The organism is Candidatus Margulisiibacteriota bacterium (assembly GCA_041658645.1).
GTDB lineage: Bacteria > Margulisbacteria > WOR-1 > O2-12-FULL-45-9 > XYB2-FULL-48-7 > JBAZZV01.
Genome location: JBAZZV010000002.1, coordinates 202,690 through 223,377 on the forward strand (window position 1 = coordinate 202,690; position 20,688 = coordinate 223,377).

Annotated in this window: 15 protein-coding genes and 1 tRNA gene; 4 read left to right on the forward strand and 12 right to left on the reverse strand. The window is 53.1% G+C overall.

Features of this window, described 5'->3' with window-relative positions:
• Positions 1-45: 45 nt before the first annotated feature.
• Positions 46-1,605 (forward strand): hypothetical protein, encoded by a 1,560-nt coding sequence (locus tag WC903_02640; GenBank protein MFA5892843.1) that lies wholly within the window; start codon positions 46-48, stop codon positions 1,603-1,605.
• Positions 1,602-5,219: a hypothetical protein gene (locus tag WC903_02645; GenBank protein ID MFA5892844.1), complete on the forward strand. Its 3,618-nt coding sequence runs from the start codon at positions 1,602-1,604 to the stop codon at positions 5,217-5,219. Before WC903_02640 ends, WC903_02645 begins: the two co-directional genes overlap by 4 nt.
• A gap of 21 nt (positions 5,220-5,240) precedes the next feature.
• Here WC903_02645 and WC903_02650 read toward each other — a convergent pair whose 3' ends face one another.
• The 8 genes from WC903_02650 to WC903_02685 form a co-directional block, all read right to left on the reverse strand.
• Positions 5,241-6,485, reverse strand: coding sequence for a hypothetical protein (locus WC903_02650; protein ID MFA5892845.1), 1,245 nt, complete (start codon positions 6,483-6,485; stop codon positions 5,241-5,243).
• Positions 6,486-6,488: 3 nt separating this feature from the next.
• Complete coding sequence (locus tag WC903_02655) at positions 6,489-7,652, reverse strand: hypothetical protein (GenBank protein ID MFA5892846.1); 1,164 nt, start codon at positions 7,650-7,652, stop codon at positions 6,489-6,491.
• 135 nt (positions 7,653-7,787) lie between these two features.
• Positions 7,788-9,380 (reverse strand): bifunctional phosphoribosylaminoimidazolecarboxamide formyltransferase/IMP cyclohydrolase, encoded by a 1,593-nt coding sequence (purH, locus tag WC903_02660; GenBank protein MFA5892847.1) that lies wholly within the window; start codon positions 9,378-9,380, stop codon positions 7,788-7,790.
• 150 nt (positions 9,381-9,530) lie between these two features.
• Positions 9,531-10,139, reverse strand: coding sequence for a phosphoribosylglycinamide formyltransferase (gene purN / locus WC903_02665; GenBank protein MFA5892848.1), 609 nt, complete (start codon positions 10,137-10,139; stop codon positions 9,531-9,533).
• A complete protein-coding gene (purM, locus tag WC903_02670; protein MFA5892849.1) occupies positions 10,136-11,119 on the reverse strand; it encodes a phosphoribosylformylglycinamidine cyclo-ligase in 984 nt (327 codons plus the stop codon). The genes purN and purM overlap by 4 nt, the downstream gene beginning before the upstream one ends.
• 45 nt (positions 11,120-11,164) lie before the next feature.
• The gene (locus WC903_02675) at positions 11,165-11,359 is read right to left on the reverse strand and encodes a hypothetical protein (protein MFA5892850.1); all 195 of its coding nucleotides are present in this window, start codon (positions 11,357-11,359) and stop codon (positions 11,165-11,167) included.
• 18 nt (positions 11,360-11,377) lie between these two features.
• Positions 11,378-12,760, reverse strand: a complete 1,383-nt coding sequence (gene purF / locus WC903_02680; GenBank protein ID MFA5892851.1) for an amidophosphoribosyltransferase — start codon at positions 12,758-12,760, stop codon at positions 11,378-11,380.
• Positions 12,757-14,469, reverse strand: coding sequence for a proline--tRNA ligase (locus WC903_02685; protein ID MFA5892852.1), 1,713 nt, complete (start codon positions 14,467-14,469; stop codon positions 12,757-12,759). The genes purF and WC903_02685 overlap by 4 nt, the downstream gene beginning before the upstream one ends.
• Before the next feature lie 283 nt (positions 14,470-14,752).
• Between WC903_02685 and WC903_02690 the strand changes: the two genes are divergently transcribed.
• Positions 14,753-15,319, forward strand: coding sequence for a response regulator (locus tag WC903_02690; protein ID MFA5892853.1), 567 nt, complete (start codon positions 14,753-14,755; stop codon positions 15,317-15,319).
• A 50-nt stretch (positions 15,320-15,369) separates the two neighbouring features.
• Here WC903_02690 and WC903_02695 read toward each other — a convergent pair whose 3' ends face one another.
• The 4 genes from WC903_02695 to WC903_02710 form a co-directional block, all read right to left on the reverse strand.
• Entirely contained in the window at positions 15,370-15,999 is a 630-nt protein-coding gene (locus tag WC903_02695) for a hypothetical protein (protein MFA5892854.1), read from the reverse strand.
• 198 nt (positions 16,000-16,197) lie between these two features.
• Positions 16,198-17,946: a YgiQ family radical SAM protein gene (locus tag WC903_02700; protein MFA5892855.1), complete on the reverse strand. Its 1,749-nt coding sequence runs from the start codon at positions 17,944-17,946 to the stop codon at positions 16,198-16,200.
• Positions 17,939-19,069, reverse strand: a complete 1,131-nt coding sequence (locus WC903_02705) for a type III PLP-dependent enzyme (protein MFA5892856.1) — start codon at positions 19,067-19,069, stop codon at positions 17,939-17,941. Before WC903_02705 ends, WC903_02700 begins: the two co-directional genes overlap by 8 nt.
• Positions 19,066-20,529, reverse strand: a complete 1,464-nt coding sequence (locus tag WC903_02710; protein ID MFA5892857.1) for a saccharopine dehydrogenase C-terminal domain-containing protein — start codon at positions 20,527-20,529, stop codon at positions 19,066-19,068. Before WC903_02710 ends, WC903_02705 begins: the two co-directional genes overlap by 4 nt.
• Positions 20,530-20,612: 83 nt before the next feature.
• Here WC903_02710 and WC903_02715 point away from each other — a divergent pair.
• Positions 20,613-20,687 (forward strand) — tRNA-Arg (locus tag WC903_02715).
• The last annotated feature ends 1 nt before the right edge of the window (position 20,688 follow it).

The window sequence follows — 20,688 nt, forward strand, 5'->3', positions numbered from 1 at the left end:
TTCTTGAAATTCCCCGGCTAATTTGACGATAAATAAAAGAGATTTATGGCTGAAATTACCAGAGCAACATTCGTGCAGAGAAGGATATCCCCGATAGCCACCCGGTTATTTTCGGTTGCCTTCCTTGGCCGCCACCAAATCGCCTCGGGCATCCGTGCCCTGGCCGGTTCGTTCAAAGATGAGAGAGCCAATATCCACCTGCGCCTTGCTCTCATCAGTCAGGGCATTATCCTGCAGGACTATCGCGCCGTGCCTCTGGACAAGATCGAACATTACCATTTAAGCAAAACCGTTACCGCCAGGGACCTCTCCCGGGCAGCCATTTCATTTCGCGAGCAGTCCGGCCGGCAAGAATTCATGAGCCTCGTTTCGGGTATCATAACCGGACAAAACATCGAGATCAAGCCTGGAGAAGTCGATTATAAGCAGATCTTTAGTTCGGCGGTCAAATCGAGGATAGACAAACTTCTGGACGAAAAGAGCTTGAACGCCACGGTGTTGGAAAAAGCTTTTGAACTGGCCTCCCGTCAGGGCCCGACCAATCGGGACACCCTGATCTACCGCATGCAAAAGATGTCCGATATCGGCGGCAATGTCCAGGCGATCATCGCGGCGCTCTTCATGGACCGGCCAGCCGAAGCAGCGCACGAGCTGTTCCGTCAAAGCAACGGCGAATTTTTGGGCGAACGCAGCGAGCCGGTTTACGCCAGGATCAGGGAATATCAGGACCTGCTCGGCGGTTTTTCTTTCGACGGTTTGGAGATGATGAAAGATGAAAACTATCTGGCTAAAAAAATGGCGGAACTGGTAAAAAGATCTCAAAATCCGCAGGCACTGCTGTTATTCTTTTTACACAAGTTGAACGAAGCCCGGCAAGCTCAAGATTTTACAGCTCCAATCTTTGGCGAAATACGCTATCTCTATGCGCCGCTGGCGGAAAGAATGTCCCTCGTCTTTCTGGCCGATGACTTCCGGGACCAGTTCCTGCGCTTGAGCCAGCCGGAAAAATATGCGGCAATCAATCAAAAAGTCTTTGCCCGGATCAAGATGAGTTATGCCGACGCCAAAATATTCTTAAGCCTGTACACCAGGAAGTTGTTTGGCTACTTGCAAAAAGAGCTGGCGGCCGACAGTCAAGAACTGATCATGAAATTCAGGGTCAAATCGCCCTATAGCCTCTGGAACAAGGTCGAAGTACGCAGAGAATATAGTTTTGACGGCCTCAAAGATATCCTGGGCATCAAGATCATCTGTGAAACAAATGAAGCCATGGAGGCCGTCATGCGCTGCCTGGTTAAAAACAACAGGATATTCCGGTTCAAAGAGGGCGGCCCTAAAAAAGGGGAATGGCGCGGGATCAAGCTGGTCGGCGAGCATGAGAGCCTGCCGATCGAGATCCAGATCGTGACCCAGGCAATGAACCAAGAGAACAACTGGGGCAAAGCCGCTTCCTGGATCTATAATCTGGAAAAAGATCTGCAGGCAAGAAACATAAAACAGGTTTTTCGTTTCAAAGAGCCGCCGGAAGCCATTACCTCAAGTTATGTTGAAAACTATATTCTGATCCGCGATTTTTGCGAGCCCTATCTGGCTGGAATTTCATGAGAGGGATTAACTCTATTAATTCCCGTTTTACTCGCGCCTTGGTTTTCTCCGCCGGAGTCCATCTTGCGGCTTTAGCCGGCATTTGGAGTTCTCAAAGGCCAATCAAAACAAAAACCGCCGAGCATTGGCAACTTCATGGAGCGATCAGCTTACCCAACCCGCCGCCAGCGGAAGATCTGTTAAAACAGCCGTTAAATAAGCCTAAAAACGTTCTCGGGGTGAAAGAGATCGCCGATCTGATCTTTCGCTCCCTTCCTCCGATATCAAACAAAAAAGAACCGCCCTCTTTGCCAAAAGAAGCTGCCGTTCATCTGGCAGACGAGGGATTCGGTCCGAACGAGGCCGCGACTCGATTCCGGCCGGGACCGGTCAGGACAATTCTTATAAGAGACCAGCAGGCTTTCGAAACCATCACACCGGCCCAAGAAAATAACGCGACAGCCCCTGCCCTTGTTCCAAATCCGCTTTCGCCGGCCCAGCGAGCGGAAGCGCGCCGGCAGTTTGAATCGCTGGCGGAGGTTGGCCGGGACTGGGTGGGGAAATATCTGGACCATAAAGCGACTATCACTACTCACGATTTTCTTTCGTTTATGTTGGCGAGCCACTACTGGTTTCAGCGGATGCAGGACAAGGTCTATCTAATGCCGGACAGCCGGGCGACACTGCCCGATCTGCGGAACGAACTCGAACGCTGGGTCAAAGAATTTGAACCGACCGCGAATGACCCGAAATTGAGCCTAGATGATAAAAAACAGCGTTTAAAAGGGATCATTCGCTCCAAAGCAGTTTATGACCCTGACGCGACTAATTTAGTTTCTACTTTAAGGGAAGTAACTATTAACGGACGAAGGATAAGCATTAATGCCGGCGGCCAGCAATGCGTTACCAGGGCCTTGCTCGCCATCGGCTTAATCCTCCGTTTCCCCAATATCCTGGGGCCGCACAATCGCCTCCTGTTTTCAAGATATGGAAATGATAACAATGTTGTTGTTAATAATCCCGATCACGATGACGTGGCAATTTATAACACTAAGACCCAACAGGTTTTATTAGGGGATTATTCGACCTGGATGCCGCTTAGCGCGGTCCGGGGTAATTTACTCGACCCGATGTATTATGTGGCGGCGCTGGTTGGCAGGGGATCGACATCCGAATTTATGTTTCATGAGAGTGAAGTCAATCAAGGGAAAAACAATGCCAAGGCAGTTGTCCCTGGGGAAAAAGACCCTAATCCCCCATTTGGCGGAGGCGCTTCCCGCAACACTTTTTATCAAGGGGGAAAACCGGTCGTCTTGAGCCGCCAAACGTCGTTCTCCGATGCCGGCAGCTTACAACCGGGAAGCCCGGCAATTTGGCTAGGAACAGCCCCCAGCGGCAGGCCTGGATCGGCAGTTAAGCCGACTGCGCTGCCCCACGCTGTTGAAGGAAGAGCTTTACTCCAACAACTGACAACTGAAGCAAAAAGAATAATTGCTCAAAGATTTCAAAGCGAAGCGGAAGAAAAAGCGGCGGCAAAAAGATTATGTAAGCTCGATGTCGTGTTAACATCAGAATTCTCCGATCGGGAAAAAGATCGGCATTGGGCGCTGATCCATAAATGGCGGGTTCATTTCCCCCTTGAACTATGCAATCTCGGATTGAGCGGCACCGCCAAAAGCGAAGTAGAGGACTATATTTTCAGGCGATACAGATCTGACCCGTGGCAACGTTTGTTTGCTTTCGGTTTTTTCAACCGAGACGCGGAGGGACTGCTGACCAGAAGCCCGGCGGCATCCCCATCAGTTGATTTCCTCAAACGGTTATATGATACGTATCAAACCCCCAATAATCAGTGGCGCGGCAAGCCGCTCGCCGATTATCTGACGCTCGATTTAAGCTTAATACTTCCTCTTCAGCCGGAACGAATAATCTCAAATTTAACCAATTTTTACAAAGAACTTGTTGAGCTGATAGATAAGGCGCAAGCCTTGCCGAATGACCAGCGGATCAGCCAGCAACTGCTGATTAAATTTAAAGAATTTTCCCAGCTGTTCTTCGTGCCGGACAGCGATTTCAGGCTCCCGCCTGAAAAAGCGCTGGTCTTATTGAAAACCATGGCCGACAATACCGCCTTTTACGATCGGCTTCGTTCCGGCGATTACATATTAGAAGCGGTCGCGCTAGACCTGGCCGAACCGCTCAACTATGATGTAGTTTTACGGCACAAGGATGCCGTTCAGCGATTGGAAAAAATCGATTGGCTGCCGAAGGAACATAAAGACGCCATTAGACTGGTCCTGGCCCCGACACGGAGCGTCGATCATTCTATCACACCTGATACAATCACCTACTTATTCACTGCACTTGGTATGGACATTGGAAAAGTTGCCTTATTACTGGACCAAGAATCGGGAAAACACGCAAAAACATCCCGAGCAATATCTCAAGAGATCATTCGTTCAATGACAGCTCCCGCCACGCCGGAAAATAAAAGGGAATTACTTAATAAAGTCAAAGCTCTTTTTGCTGTCCAATGGGAATATCAGAAGATAATCGATTTGAAGGATCGGGTCTTAAATTCTAACGACAACAGCTCCATCCTCCAGCCCCTGCCCGGATTAAACAGAGCGGAATTTGTTCCGTTAGCCAATCTGATCATTGAGTCGTTTGATTATTACAAGCGCCTTTACTTCGGCTATGCGGAACAATTAGTCTCCTTCGGCCTGGCGGAACAGCTTGACCACGGAGTTGTCTTGATAAAAGAAGACGCTATGCTTCGCCTGGAAAATATTGCCCTGGAAGACAAAAACCTGAAAGCGGAACTTCAAAATTTCTTAGGGTCGGCCGAGACATATGCTTTTGCGGGAGTAGCGTCAGATATATATTCATTACTTTTCCAAATGCGCGATCGCGGCCGGGAGGATACATTCATCACTCTAGTTATAAACCCCTGGATAAATGAGCTGAAGAGATTAGCCAACGCCAGCCCCGCGGATACCCAGGCGATCACCCGACAGCGCACCCTACTGGCAAAAATCAACCGGGGGAGGGTTCTCGTCGCCAGTCAAAATCAGGGTTTGTTTGAGCGTGTCGTCAATCCTCATGAATTTGAGGCGTTGTTAACCGCCTATCTTCGTTCTTATAATCGAGAGGCTACCCAACCGGCGCTCCAGGACCGTCAGGCTCTGGCCGGAGATCTGACAACTCTGGCGGCTCTGGCTGACACAACCGTTGAACGCGGCTTGAAAACGGTCCTGAACAATTATGATGAAATATCTTTCTTCCCGCCTAAGGAAAAGGCAGAGCAGACGCCGGCGTCAGATCTGCCTCAAGTTCGATCTTTGGGCAGTGATGATCATGTTTTCCAGGTCAATTCGTCGGAGGGGAATTACTTCACAATTGGAATCGAGTTGGTCCCTCCGCAGGAAAAGAAAACGAGCGAGGAGCAACCAACTCCCGCTAAACGACGGCTGGTCGTTAACCGGGACAGTTTCATCAGCTTTGTCCTGACTTTTCCCTGGAAGGGAGACAAAGACGCGAACCTCCCCGCTCTCAAACCGGTGTTGAACGCGCTCATCGCCAAATTAGACGATGATTCAAGAGCCGCTGTGGGCGATTTACTGACTAATCGCTAAATCCGCAAGCTCAATGCTAGCTCATTGACCTGACCGGCCGGGCCAAAGTCCGGCGAGCCTGACCAGCCCATAACCCGCCAGGATGATCAGGAGGGGCTCCAGCGGCGCCCGGTATTTCCAGTTAAAGAACGGCCCGGTCAGCCCGTAGACCACTGTAAAGGCGACCAGAGCCAAAATCAAGACCGTTATCCTCCGTCTCTCCCGCCAGGAGAAATACACCCCAAAGGCCGCGCCAAATAAGATGAAGGCGTATTCCATCATCCAGAACAAGTTGTTCTCTTCGTACGGGTTGAACCACCAGAAGTAATAGACCTTGCGGGCAGTTAAGTTCAACCAGCGGGGAATATCCGACAAAATAAAAGAGAGGGCTTTCGGTTTAAGATATTGGTCCAGCTGCTGCTCATTCAGGTAAGAGATCTCGCGGGAGAGCGGCGCGAAATGGAAAGTAATGCCATCGTCGGGGTTCCTAGGGATGAGGCCCTTATGCCGCAAATAAATCGTCCCGGTGGCATCAGGATTATTGCCCAGGTAGACATTGAACCAAAAACCGGTCCGCAACGGGACAAAAGAGCGAAAGACCAGGCTATTGCGGACAGACCAAGGGAGTATGACCGAGACCATTACCAGCATTACGACCACTAGTTTAGTCACATCAGCGCGGTACTTGACCAGCCAAGAGACGAGTAATAAGGCCACGAAAGCTAAAACCACCGCGTTGGTCAAGACGGTCACGCCAAAAACCAGACCGAGCCAGGCCGCTTCTTTATACGACCGGTTCGAATAGGTTAAGGCCAGGTGGACGATCAGCGCTACGAGCAGGCAAAAGAGCATGGTATCCCAAACAAATCCGGTCAGGGTAATGAGCGGCCAATAAAGCGCCAGCAGGAAAGCTGACACCTGGGCGGAGAGCTCACCATAAAGTTCGCGCGTGATCCTGTAGACCACGGCCCACAGGCCCAGCAACATGATAATTTGCAGCAGACGGATAACAAAAAAGGCCCAGCTCAACGAATTAAAAACAAAGATCGCGCCGGCTAACAGGTAAGTATAAACAGGCTGGAGAAAAGCCGACGGCGCGATCATGACCCTAAAAAAACCGGAGCTAATATAACCCTGCCCGGCCACGATATGCCTGGCCAGGTCGGTGTACTCGTGGTAATCGACCACCAAGGGGTCGCTAAGAACAAAGAGCTGGTAGAGCGCCAGGACCAATAACAGGCCACAGACCCGGCGCAGGTACTGGTTTCGCCTTAGGCGCTCAAGCACTATTTACAGGCTAAGCGCGATCTCGTAATACTGCGTTGATTCAACTAACCCCTTGGCCGGGTTATAAGCTTTGAAATAATGCGCCACCAGGCTGGTATTCTGATTGAGTTTATAGGCCACATCGGCTCCGAGGATCGCTCCCTGCTCCAGAGTGATCGAGCGGAAATCAACAAAGTTCGGTTGTTTATAGTAACCTCTGGCGCTAATCTGTTCACCCAGTTTCGCGGTCAGATCAGCGGTCAGCGTTGAATTACTGTCATTATAGCTTTCATAAGCGGCGTTTAACGAAGCTAGGCCCAGAGCGTTGACCCCCAATTTGGCCAGGTAACCGTTCTTTGGTGAGTTGGTCGCCTCGGCGGACGCCAGATCGACCGGGTTGTTCTCATAGTCGACACCGAAATAACCAGGGACAAAGGCCTTGTCCATCATCCGGTACTCCGCCGAAAAAGAGGCGTTGGCAACCATTAGATCGTAAGCCCAGGACAGGCCGGCCGAAAGTCCGCCGCCATGATTGATGAGTTGCCCGGCTTCGGCGTAAGCTTGAAAGTTAGCCGGCAGCGGCATGGTGGCATCGGCGCCGATCGCGGCGACCGGCGGGAAGCTTTTTGGTGTTCCGCCGGTTTGGGCGATCGTTCGTCCGGTCGAGTCGTTAATGTAATATTGCCCCAGCTTTAGTAGAGGATTGATCCGCTCTTCTACTCTCGCCATATAAATATTTGACCGGGTCATCATGCCGCTCACGACATATTTGTCCAGGTCAACGTACCCGTGATAACCCATTTGCTCGTTGTTGATCATCCCCTGGTTGCTGCCAGCTCGCGTCGTGTAATTGTTCATGACCAAGCCATGTCCGACCGTCACGCCAGCCAGGAGACCGTATCTCAAGCCTCTTTTGGAGTCGTCATATTCAACATAGCGCAACACGGCATTCTCATAATTAGCCGGTTTGTTGTCCCCCAACCCCAGGTTGACGTCCGCCCCCAGTCCCCATGGACCGAATTTAAAATCCGGGTGCCAGCCGAGGGTCCCCACCTCAGCCGAACCGACCTTGATATAGCCGATGGTCAGGCCGCCGATGTTGGATTGCAGCTGAGTCGGGCCGCCGGTCGAGGCAGTCACGGTGGTAGTTGTCGGCATATCGACTGCATAGGCCGCATTAACTTCCAACCTCAAACCTCCAACTTCAAAACAAAAGGCAAAAGCCAAAAGGCAAATAAAAATAAGTTTGGATATTGGGCATTGTTGATTGATATTTGTTTGGAAGTTTGATGTTGGATGTTTGATGTTCATTTTTGCCCTCCTTTAGTGCCTAAAATGCCTTCGTCCGGTAAAGACCATCGCGATCCCCGCTTCGTTCGCTTTGTCGATCGACTCCTGGTCGCGCTTACTGCCGCCCGGCTGGATGATCGCCGTGATCCCCTCTTTCGCCGCCAATTCTACAACATCACTGAACGGAAAGAAAGCGTCTGAGGCCAGAACCGAATCTTTGACCTTGCCGCCTGATTTCTTGACGCCGATCTCGGCCGCGTCGATCCGGCTCATCTGGCCGGCGCCGATACCGACGGTCTTTCCATCCTTGACGTAAACAATGGTGTTTGATTTGACATACTTGGCAACCCCCCAGGCAAAGAAGAGATCTTCCATCTCCGCCATGGTCGGTTCGCGTTTCGTCACCACTTTGATCTCGTTAATGCCGAGCTGGGCTAGGTCTGGTTCCTGAACGAGCAACCCGCCGCTGACCCGCTTGTAATCCAACCCCTTAAAAGGCTTATTGATCGACTTCTCACCCATCTCCATGATGCGGAGGTTCGGTTTTGTTTTCAGGATATCCAGCGCCTTGGGCGTATAGGAAGGGGCGATGATCACTTCGACAAAAAGCGCGGCGACCTCCTTAGCCGTCACTTCATCGACCCGCCGGTTGGCGGCGATGATCCCGCCGAAGGCGGAAACCGGGTCGCAGGCCAGGGCACGCTGGTAAGCTTCGACCAGTGTCTCCCCTTTGGCCACGCCGCACGGATTATTATGCTTAACGATGGTTATGGCCGGATCGGCGAAATAGTTAGTACAGTTCCAGGCGGCGTCCATGTCAACGATGTTGTTGAACGATAGTTCCTTGCCGTGGAGCTGTTTGGCTTCGGTGATGCGCCCCTCACCCTGCGCTCCCCGTTCCCGATAGAAAGCCGCTTTCTGATGCGGGTTCTCCCCGTAACGCAGACCCTGGATCTTCTCCAGCATAATGTCTATCTCGACCGGGAATTCCTCCTGTCCCTCGAGCCGGGCCGAGAAGTACCGGGAGATCAGGGTGTCGTATTGGGCGGTATGCTTGAACGCCTTGAAGGCCAGGCGCTCGCGGGTGGCCAGCGGGACCGACCCCGCCGCTTTTAGCTCTTTAATGATCTCAACATAATCACCCGGGTCAACGACCACCGCCACGTTTTGGTGGTTCTTGGCCGCGGCCCGGACCATGGCCGGGCCGCCAATGTCGATATTCTCGATCGCTTCGTCGTGGGTAAAGCTTTTCCTGGCGGTCACTTCTTCGAACGGATAAAGGTTGCAGACAACAATCTCGAACGGGGTGATCTTGAATTTTTTTAGCTCTTTTAGATGGGCTTTGTTGCGCCGGTCGGCCAAAATGCCGCCGTGGATCAGCGGATGCAAGGTCTTGACCCGGCCGTCGAGCATCTGCGGATATTTGGTGATCTTGGCAACCTCGGTCACCTTAAAACCGGATTTCTTGAGGAATTTAGCCGTCCCGCCGGACGAGATGATCTCAAAACCGAGTCCTTTCAGTTCTTTAGCGAAACCGGCCAGCCCGGCCTTATCGTAAACGGAGATCAGGGCGTATTTTTTGTTTTTCGTCGTCGGTTTTTTTTCCTTGCTAGTCTTCTTTTTCATTTCGACATCCTTTCTAATGTAGGGACAACCCTTGTGGTTGTCCGCCGGGTCCCGGACAGGGATTAACCCTGTCCCTACATTACTTGGAAACCGCGACGTTTAGTCGCTGGTTTCCACCCGATTCATTGCGGACGGGGACAAGCCCCGTCCCTACATCTGCTTTAATTTTACTCTCCGGCCTTCTATTTTCAACTTGTCTTTAGCAATAAATTCGATCGCCAACGGGTAAATGTGATGCTCCTGTTCCAGTATCCTGGCCGACAATGTTTCTTCGGTATCATCTTCCTTGACCGGGACCGCCGACTGGATGATGATCGGGCCGGTATCGCACCCTTCATCGACAAAGTGGACAGTACAGCCGGTGACCGTCACGCCATGTTCCAGGGCCTGCTTTTGGGCATGGAGACCGGGAAACGACGGCAAAAGCGACGGGTGGATGTTGACGATCTTCCCGCGGAAATGGTCCAGCAAGACCTGGCCGACGATCCGCATATAACCGGCCAAGCAAACCAGGTCAACTTTGTGCGCCTGCAAGACCTTAACGATCTCCAGCTCATAAGTATGCTTATCCTGGAAATTACGGTTATCGATGACCACTGTCGGAATATTGTGTTTCTTCGCCCGTTCCAAGCCCGGAGCCGCGGGATCATTCGAGATCACGACCGCTACCGTGGCCGGTATCTTCCCCCCCGCGCAGGCGTCAATGATCGCCTGCAGATTGGACCCGCGGCCGGAGATCAAAACAGCCAGCTTGATCAAATGATAATAACCTCGCGATTCCCCTTGCCAATCTCACCGATAATATAGGCGACCTCTTTTTTCCTGGCGAGGAACTGCAGCAGCCGCTTTTCATCCTTGGCATCGACCACCAGGATCATGCCGATCCCCATATTAAAGGTCTTGTACATCTCTTCATGGTCGACCTCCCCCATCCGCTGGATGAGCTTGAAGATCTTCGGGATCGGCCAGGAATTAAGCTCGATGACCGCCTGCCTCATCGGCGGGATGATCCGGCTTAAGTTTTCCGGGATGCCGCCGCCGGTAATGTGGGAGATCCCCTTGAGCTTGAACCTCTTGATCAATTCCAGGATCAACGGGGTGTAGATCCGGGTCGGGGTCAGCAGTTCTTCGCCGATCGGCTTGCTGAACCCTTCGAGCTTCTCCTTCGGCTTGATCTGTCCCTGGCCGAAGATCACCTTGCGGGCCAGAGTGTACCCGTTGCTATGGAGGCCGGAAGAGGCCAGGCCGATGATCTTATCCCCTTCCTTGATCTTAGCTCCGTTGATCACCTTATCGCGGTCAACGATCCCAACGGCAAACCCGGCCAGGTCGTATTCCCCTTTTTGGTACATATCCGAGAGCTCGGCTGTTTCCCCGCCGACCAATTGGACACCGGCCAACCGGCACCCCTCGACTATCCCTTTGATGATCTTTTCCACCTGATTAGGTTCAACTTTATGGACGGCAATATAATCCAGGAAAAAAAGCGGTTTGCCGCCCATCGCCACTACATCATCAACGTTCATCGCGACCAGGTCGATACCGATCGTGTGGTGCTTGTTCAGCGCGAAAGCGATCTTCAGCTTGGTCCCGACACCGTCGGTCGCGCCGATCAGATACTGTTTGCCCAAGGGATAGAGGCCGCCGAACAGGCCGATCCCCTTAGCCATCTTTTTGATCCGGCGGACCACTTCGTAACCGGCCTCGATATCGACACCGGCTTGTTTATAAGTTATCATTCGTCACCTCGTTTTATCCCCCGTCGCTCGCAGAGCGTCGGAAGACTATCTGGCCGCGTCGGCCGTCGCTGTACCGTAATAGACGTCGCCACCGCGCAGGACGATAAAGAACCGGCACTCCTTATCGGTGCAAGCCCACGCCTTGTACTTGATGGCGACCGCGTTGTTGCTAAAATCGGACAGCGGCACCAGTACCCCCTTATCACACTTCTGGCATTTCGGAAAACATTCTTCGGGCATCCCCAGTCACCTCCTTGGTCATTTCAAGAAAAAGTCGAGACTTTCCAATCGTTCCGGTTGCTTAATGGGATATTCCCCGTTCAGGCAGGCTAGGCATAACCTTTCTTTCGGGATATTGACCGCCTTGACCAGGCTCTTCAAGCTTAAATAGCCCAGACTATCGGCCTCCAGATATTTCCTGATCCCTTCGACCGACAGGTTGGCGGCGATCAATTCTGTCCGGTTCGGCGTATCAATTCCATAATAACAGGGTGAAATGATCGGCGGCGAGGAGACCCGGAAATGGACCTCCCGCGCCCCTTGCTCTTTCAACAACTTAACGATCTGGCGAGAAGTCGTTCCCCGGACGATCGAATCATCCATCACCACGATCTTCCGGCCGCGGATAGCATCGCGGATCGGATTGAGTTTAACTTTGACCCCGATCTCGCGCATGCTCTGCGTCGGCTGGATAAAAGTCCGGCCAATGTAGCGGTTCTTGATCAATCCCTCTGAAAATGGGGTCCCGGCTTCCGAAGCAAAACCGATCGCGGCCGGGATGCCGGAATCAGGGACGGCAATGACCATTTCCGCCGTGGCCGGGTGTTCCTTCGCCAGATATTTTCCCAGATGGACGCGGACGTCGTGGAAGCTCCGCCCGGCCAGCAAACTGTCCGGGCGGGCGAAATAAATGAACTCAAAGATACAGAGCGATTCTTTTTCTCCCAGGCTCCAGGTCATTGACTGCAGGCCGTCCCCGTCGATCACGACTATTTCGCCATTGGTCACTTCGCGGACAAACTCCGCTCCGACCACGTCCAGGGCGCAAGTTTCCGAGGCGATAACGTACGAGTTCTTCATCCGGCCGATCGACAGCGGCCTGATCCCGTGCTGGTCGCGCACGCCGATCAACTTGTCCCGGGTCATGATCACCAAGGAAAAAGCGCCGCGGCACTTTTTCAGGACAGCGGTCAGGGCCGGTTCGAATTCTTTCTCCGGAGAGTTGGCGATCAGGGCGGCGATCACTTCCGAATCGGTCGTGCTCTTAAAGGGATAATTAGGCAGTTCGGACCGGAGCTGGTCGGTATTGACCAGGTTCCCGTTATGGGCCAGGGCGATCGGCCCGAATTTTGATTCGACCACGATCGGTTGGGCGTTCGCCACCACGGAAGAACCGGTGGTGGAATAACGGACATGACCGAGGGCGATATGGCCGGTGATATCCTTGATATTCTCTTCATTGAAAACCATGTTGACCAACCCCATCCCCACCCGCCCGTTAAAAGTTTTACCATCCGAAGCAAAAATGCCCGCTGCTTCCTGGCCGCGATGCTGCAAGGCGTAGAGGCCGTAATAAACCGACTTGGCCAAATTGTCGCCGTTAAAAGAGTAGATCCCAAAAACGCCGCAAGCTTCCTTCATTTCTTCCCCTCTATCTGGCGCTTGAGCCAGCCGACCGCTTCGGCCACGGGGAGGAGTTCAGTCGCCCCGCTCCGCCGCACTTTCGTTTCAACTTTCCCCTCTTTGAGCGCTTTGCCAATGATGATCTTGAACGGGAGGCCGATCAGGTCCATATCTTTTAATTTAACCCCCATCCGCTCGTCCCGGTCGTCGATGATAACGTCCAGTCCGGCCTGCAAAGCTTGCTTATAAAGCTGTTCCGCAGTCTCCACCTGCTCCTTATCCGTGACATTAGCCGGAATGATCGCTCCAACGAACGGAGCCAGCGGGGCCGGCCAGATGATCCCATCTTTGTCGTGGTTCTGCTCGATCGCCGCCGCCGCCGTCCGGCTGACGCCGATCCCGTAACACCCCATGATCATCACTTTTTCCTGGTTCCCCTCGTCAAGATAGGTGCAGTTCATTTTGGCCGAATATTTCGTCCCGAGCTTGAAGATATGCCCGACTTCTATGCCGCGGGACGATTCGAACGCCCCCGCCGCGCAGCGCGGGCATTTATCCGCCTTGACCGCGTAACGGATGTCGCCGGTCAGATCGGCTTTATAGTCGCGCCCGTAGGCGATATGGGTGACATGATGATCTTCTTTATTCGCCCCGGAAGCGCCGTCGGCGATCAGTTCTACCGCCCGATCGGCCACGATCTTGACCCCTTTGAGGCCGACCGGCCCGGCAAACCCGACCGGCGCGCCGGTCACAGCCTTGATCGTTTCAGCCTTGGCCAGGCGGAGGTCTTCAACCCCGGCAACCTTTTTCAGTTTCGCTTCGTTGATGGCGTGGTCGCCACGGACCAGCGCCGCGAGCGGCCCCTTGTCCGTTTCATAAATAAGCGTTTTGATCATTTGCGCCGGGCTGATCTTGAGGAAAGCGCTCACTTCTTCAACCGTGCGAACATTGGGGGTGTGGACCGATTCAATAGTTTGAAGTTTGAGGTTTGAAGTTTGAAGTTTATATTCCCCAACGCCGGCCGAATCGCGGCTGGCGGAATAGTCGCAATGTGAACAATGGAAGATCTCTTCCTCGCCGGTCTCGGCCAGGACCATAAATTCCTGGGAATAGCCGCCGCCGATCAGCCCGGAATCGGCTTCCACCACCCGGTATTTAAGTCCCATCCGGTCAAATATCCGGCAATAGGTGTCATACATATTCTGGTATTCTTTATCCAGCGATTCTTCGCTGGTATGGAAAGAATAGGCGTCTTTCATCATAAATTCACGGCCGCGCATCAGGCCGAAACGGGGCCTGATCTCGTCGCGAAATTTGGTCTGGATCTGGAAGAGATTAACGGGCAGTTGTTTGTAGGAGCGGACCACGGTCCGGACCAGGTCGGTGATGACCTCCTCATGGGTCGGGCCCAGGCAAAATTCACGGTCGTGGCGGTCTTTGATCCTGAAAAGTTCCTTGCCGTAGATCCCCCAGCGGCCGGTCTCCTGCCACAATTCGGCCGGCAAAAGGGTCGGCATCAGGACTTCCTGGGCTCCGGCGCGGTTCAGCTCTGCCCGGATTATGTTGGTAACTTTGTTAAGGACGCGGAAACCAAGGGGTAAAAACGTGTAAACTCCGGCGGCCAGCTTGCGGATATAGCCCCCCCGAAGCATCAACTTGTGGGAAACGACCTCCGCCTCTTTCGGGTCCTCCCGCAGTGTCGGCACCAGGACCTGCGACATTCTCATCCGTTAAACTTCCCTCCCCACCGTACATTATTATTATAACCTAAATGGGTGAAATTTTCAAGTCGACCCGGCGATACTAGATAAGCAGGAGCAATGGATCAAAATGACATTTATCAGCCGTTTATATCGGCCAAAAATAGCGGATAGACAGCCAAAACCGGCCTGGAGGCGGCCTCCGCAATCAACTAAGCCCGCAAACAAAGCGGCCGAGCCGATTACCCTGGAGTCAGTAGCCCCGGCAGTCAGAAAAGTTCTCCATGACGCGAATAATTCTCTGTCGATTATGTGTGTCGCGGGATTCTTACTCGAGGATGTTAAAGCCGGCTGCGCTACCACAGAAACTATTATTAAAGACCTCACTGATATCAAAGCCGCCGGCACAAGGTTGACTCAACTATTGAAACAACTCCAATCGATTATAAAACAAAGCAAAGCGGACATCGAAACAGAAGCTGTTTACCCGACAAAAAGCACCCCGCCTTATCTGGCCAATATCCTGGTAGTTGACGATGAGCCCGTTTGTCGCGGAACGGCCAGCGGCGTATTAAGGAAAAAAGGCCACACGGTCACGGGGGCCGCGAATCCGACCGAAGCCTTGGCTCTCTTAGCTCAAAAACATTTTGACCTGGTTATAACCGATGTCGACATGGGAGAGGAGATCAATGGGCTTGGTTTACTGGAAATTATTAAACAAAACTATCCCGGAACGAACGTAATTGTCATGAGCGGGGAAGCCGCAACTGATCGGGCAGAGGAAGCAATGACTAAAGGCGCAAGCGCTTTTATCGCCAAACCATTTGAATCAGCCGCTTTACTGCCGATCGTTAACGGTTGCCTGCCCGAAAAATAAATTCCCCTTCCTTAAAGATATCTTCCGGTTTAGAGGGTTTTTTCTCCCGATCAAAAGTTAAAGAACTTAGTACCGGAATATGGGTCGTTCTTTTTCTTCTCCGGCGCCGGATGGGGCGCGGCTGGCGGCGGCGGAGCGGCCGACGGCTGGGGAACCGGCTTGACGACCGGACGGGTCAGTGATTTCTCGGCGTTAAAGATCGAGGTTTGATAGAGCGCTTTTGGTTTCTGGCCCGCCAAGGGCCTTGGCTCAACGGCCACCGGCTGGGCCTGCGCCATCGTCACCGGGGACAACCTGGCAGCCGATTCTTTCCCCGCCAGATAAACGAGATCATGGTCGCGGACATGCTCGCGGACCTTGAGGCCGACATCGTCGCCCCGCTTGACCTTCTCAACTTCCCGGTGGTTGATCTGCATAGAAGCGATCTTCTGGACAAAATCTGTCGTATGCCCTTTGATATGGATAATGTCGCCAACTTTGAACGGCCCTTTGACCTTAATAGCGGCAACGGAGATTTTGTCAAAATAATGGTCGATCTTACCGATGACTTTCTCCTTGGGGGCGGCTTGAACCTTGATCTTCTTGACCGCCTTTTTGCGCAGCAACACTTTCTTCGGCTTTTTGCCTTTCTTTACTTTTTTAACAACTTTCTTGATCGCTTTCTTCTTTGGCTTTGCCATACTAATCACCTCACCTGTAATCTTATAAAATATCGGAGCAAATTTCAAGCACTTAGTGGGTCTTTCAAACCCTCACCCGATCCGCTTAACTTTCTCACCCTCTCCCAGCGGGAGAGGGTATGTCGCCTTGCGAAACACCTTCTCCCTCTGGGAGAAGGTGCGTCAATTCGGCAAGTCGGATGAGGGAAGCGCCACCCACTAAGCTGTTAACTTCTTCAATAAATCAGTTTTGCCCAACAGCTTCAAAGCCTTAGCTACTAAACGGAAATTACTCTTCAGATACGGCTGGAGGAGAGCTTTCTGGAAGCTCCGCTCCTCTCCCTTCGGCACATGGACTGGCTTGCCGGAGAAGGGATCAAGGCCGGTATAATACATGCAGGTCGAGACGGTCATCGGGGTCGGGGTAAAGTTTTGCACCTGTTCGATCTTGATCCCCTCTTTTTTCAGGAACAACGCCAGCTCCAAAGCATGCGCCAGCGTACTCCCCGGATGTGAAGAGATAAAATATGGGACCAAGAATTGCTTTTTGCCGTGTTGCTTGCTTAACTTCTCGAACTTCTCTTTGAATTCCAGGAACTTATCCGCCTTCGGTTTCCCCATCATTAAAAGGACCTCTTCGCAGATATGCTCCGGAGCAATGCTCAACTGCCCGCCGACGTGATGCCGGACCAATTCATCCAGATATTCATCATCGCGCAAGGCCAGGTCATATCTGATCCCGGAGCCAATAAATAAACGTTTCACTCCGGGCAATCCCCTGACCTCCCGCAAGAGCTGGAGCGATGGTTTTAAGGAAGCGTCCAGGTCCGGACAAACGGCCGGATAGATGCAACTAGCCCGGGTACAGCCCCCCGCGCGGCGGCAAACCATCCCGTACATATTGGCGGTCGGGCCGCCAACATCGAGAATATTCCCGGTAAAATCAGCTTGCGGGACGATCTTCTCTTTGATCTCCTTTTTGATCGAAGCGAGCGAGCGGCTGGTGATATATTTACCCTGGTGCTGGGAGATGGCGCAGAATGAACAGCCGCCGAAACAACCGCGATGGGAAAGCGTTGAGAAACGGACAAAACCCCAGGCCGGAATTTGTTTCTTCCCGTACATCGGATGAGGGGCCCGGACGAACGGCAGTTCGAACAAGCCGTCTAACTCGGCCGGCGTCAGGTTCTCCGGCGGAAAGACGCCCAGGTAGCGCCCCTGGCACGGCTGGATGATCGTCCGCGGATGCTTCTTCCGCCCTTCGGTGTAGAACAGCTTGAACGCCTCGGCATACTTCTTTTTATCCGCCGCAACTTCTTCGTACGACGGCAGGATCAGCGCGTCTTTGTATGCGGAGATGTCTTTGGCAATGATTGATCCGTTGGGAATAGTAGCGGCGGTCTTTAGACCGCCATTTTTTGGCGACCTAAAGGTCGCCGCTACATTTTCTGCTATCCTTAAAATTCCTTTTTCAGCCATCCCATAGACCAGATAGTCAGCCTTCGCGTCAAACAAGAGAGGACGTCTAACCTTATCATCCCAATAGTCATAATGAGCAAAGCGGCGCAGGCTAGCCTCTACCCCGCCCAGGACGACCGGCACCCCGGGGAACAAGGCTTTCAGTTTGTTGGTATAAACGATCGTCGCCCGATCGGGCCGGTGGCCAGCCTCGTTATCCGGGGAATACATGTCGTTGCGGCGCACCTTCTTGCCGGCAGTATAATTAGCGACCATCGAGTCGAGGTTTCCGGCGGCAACGCCAAAGAAGAGCCGGGGCGGTCCCAGCTCAAGAAAATCATCATCTTTGGTCCAGTCCGGCTGGGCGATCAGACCGACGCTAAATCCTTTCGACTCTAAATAGCGGGCGATCAGGACCGAACCGAAACTGGGGTGGTCAACATAGGCGTCGCCGGTGACCAGGATGATATCGAGCGGTCGGCCTCGTTTGACCGGGAGAAAATCAGGCATTCAAGTTGAGGATCTTCGCCTTGGGGAAGCCGTTGAAGTTGGTCGCGGAGGCGTTGGTATAAGCGCCGGTGTTCTTGACGTACAACAGCTCGCCGATCGCCAGATCAGGCAGGTTCTCCGAGGTCGAGACGGTGTCAAAAGCGTCGCAGGTCGGGCCGACCACGGCGCTCAACTTCTTCTCCCCGCCCCGGAAAGCATTGAAATGGTACGGGCAATGGTCAAAGACGACTCCGGAGAGAGTGCCATAGACGCCATCATCGATGTAATAAACCATCTTGCCGTCGCGGAAAGACTTACCGACGATACTGACGACCAGGGAGGCGGCGGTCGCGACCAGGAAACGTCCCGGTTCGGCCACCACTTCGACTTCCGGCGGAAATAGCCGGTCCAGTTCCCGGCGGAGCTTGGCGGCCAGTTTGCGGAAATCGGTCGCCGTTTCATCATAGGGGACCGGGAAGCCGCCGCCGATATTGAGGATGCGCAGTTTGTGGCCGCGGCGCTGGACCTCGGCAAAAATATTGGCCGAAGCTTCCAGGGCGGTAATGTAATTGTCGATGTTGTTGCACTGGCTGCCGACGTGAAAGCTCAACCCTTCAACGGAGAGGCCCATTTTCAGCGCCTGCTCGATCAGGTTCGGCGCGTCCCCCGGCTCCACCCCAAACTTGCTGGAGAGCTCGACCATCGAACCGACATTCTGCACTTTGAGCCGGCAGATCAAGCCGGCGTCCGGGCAATATTTCTTGATCTTGGCCAGCTCGTCCGGATTGTCAAAGGTCATCAGGGTATTGAAATTGGCCAGGCGTTTCAGGGTGTCGACCGGCTTGATCGTGTTGGCCACGATGATCTTGTCCCAGATGAACTTGTTAAGTTTCTTGCCGCGCAGGTCCTTTTGCGGGACATTGGCAAGGACGGTCAGGAATTCCTGGAGAGAGGCAACGTCGTAGCCGGCGTCGAGCGGGTAAAGGGAGCTGATGATCTGCGGCTCGGAATTCGCCTTGATGGCGAAATAGACCCCGACCCGGGGGATCTGCTTGCGAAAACGCAAATAATTCCGCCGGATGATATCGTGGTCAATGACCAGCAGCGGCGTGCCGTGCTTCTTGGCCAGCGCTTTTAAGTTCAACTTTTCACCAGGAAGGTCGTGAACTGCCAGACATCTTCCTCTTTGGGAACGGCCATGTCATATTTCGTGAATTTATTATTTAGATTTTTGAGCGGCGTCCAGTCGACCGCTTTGGAGACGAACGGTTTGATGTACGGCATTGATATCCTCAAGATCTCTTCGTGATCAAGATCGTCCGGCAGGAGAAAACCGCGCCGCGGGTTCTTGATCATCCAGATCGAGGCGGCCACAACCGAGATCGCCACCTGCATCGTCGTCGCCTGCTGGTGCGGAACGAGTTTGCGGGAAGTGTGAATGTCGAGCAGGCTGCCACACCACCACGCCTTAAAATCATGCCCCATTAGTAGCACTCCCAACTCGTCCCGGCCGTCGATGATCTCGTCGCTCATGATCCGCTGTTTCTCCTGCATCTTGAACTGGCGCATCTCCAGTTCGTGCAGTGAGTTGATGGCGCAATCCGACGGGCAATAAGCGTAATGAACGGTCGGGCGGTAAACGGCTTTGTCCCCTTCCCAGACCGTCAGCCGGTCGGAGATGCTGAACGCTTCGCCGTGGCGCACTACCATGCCGGTCGTTTCGCCGCACGGCACCCAGGAACGGACCCAGGTCCTCATCCCGAGCGTCCGCAGGCAGATCTGGTTGCGCGGGCCGGTCTCGTGGAAGAAAGCCCCTTCCGGCACGTATTTCTCGTGCGTCCCCCACCCGAGTTCGGCCGGAGCGACCCCTTCCTCGAAAAAACCTTCGATGCTCCAGGTGTTAACGAACTCGTTGACCTGTTTCGGCTGGTCGGTGATCTGGGTATCACGTTCGGAGATGTGGATGACCTTGGTCCCGGTCAGTTGAGCCAGTTTGGCAAAGTTCTTTGCCGCGATATGATCTTTTAATTCCGGGACCCGCTTATCTTTCGGCTTCTCGGCGATGATCTTTTTAGCCAGATCGATCAGCGCGTACTTGGTAAAGTGCGAAACAAGCCCGGGGTTGGCACCGTGGTCAACGACCATCGAAACTCCGCGGTTATCGCCCCACCCTTCCAGCATCTTTCTGATCTCCATATGCCGGGCGTAGAGGGTGTATTTGGTCGGGTCGTTGCGCTGTTCGTCCTTGTAAGGATCCCACTCTTCAACGGAAGTGTTAACATAGAGGATCTCGTTCTCCCGGCACCAGGTAGTGATAGCGCGGCAGTCGATGTTCCAAGCGAGATCGATGATCAGGTCGCCCGGGCCAACGTATTTGGCCAGCAGTTTCTTATAGTTCTTCTCCGTGACCCGGTCAAAAACATATTTAACGCCCTTCTTCATCGGCTCCTTGACCCGCTGGCGGTTATCGGTAAAATCCATGATAGTGATGTTCTTGGCCGGAACATCGATCAACTGCAGGACGATCGGGACCGCGCACTGCGCCACCGAACCGCAGCCGATCATCAATATTTTACCGTTAAACTTAACGTGTTTTTTCATCATTACCTCCGGATTTTCCGCCGATTTTATTCTAACACAAGATAATCATTTTTCAAACGAATAATATTGTATAATAAGCGAGGCGTGCGCCCGTAGCTCATCTGGATTAGAGCGATTGCCTTCGAAGCAATAGGTAGCAGGTTCGACCCCTGCCGGGCGCAT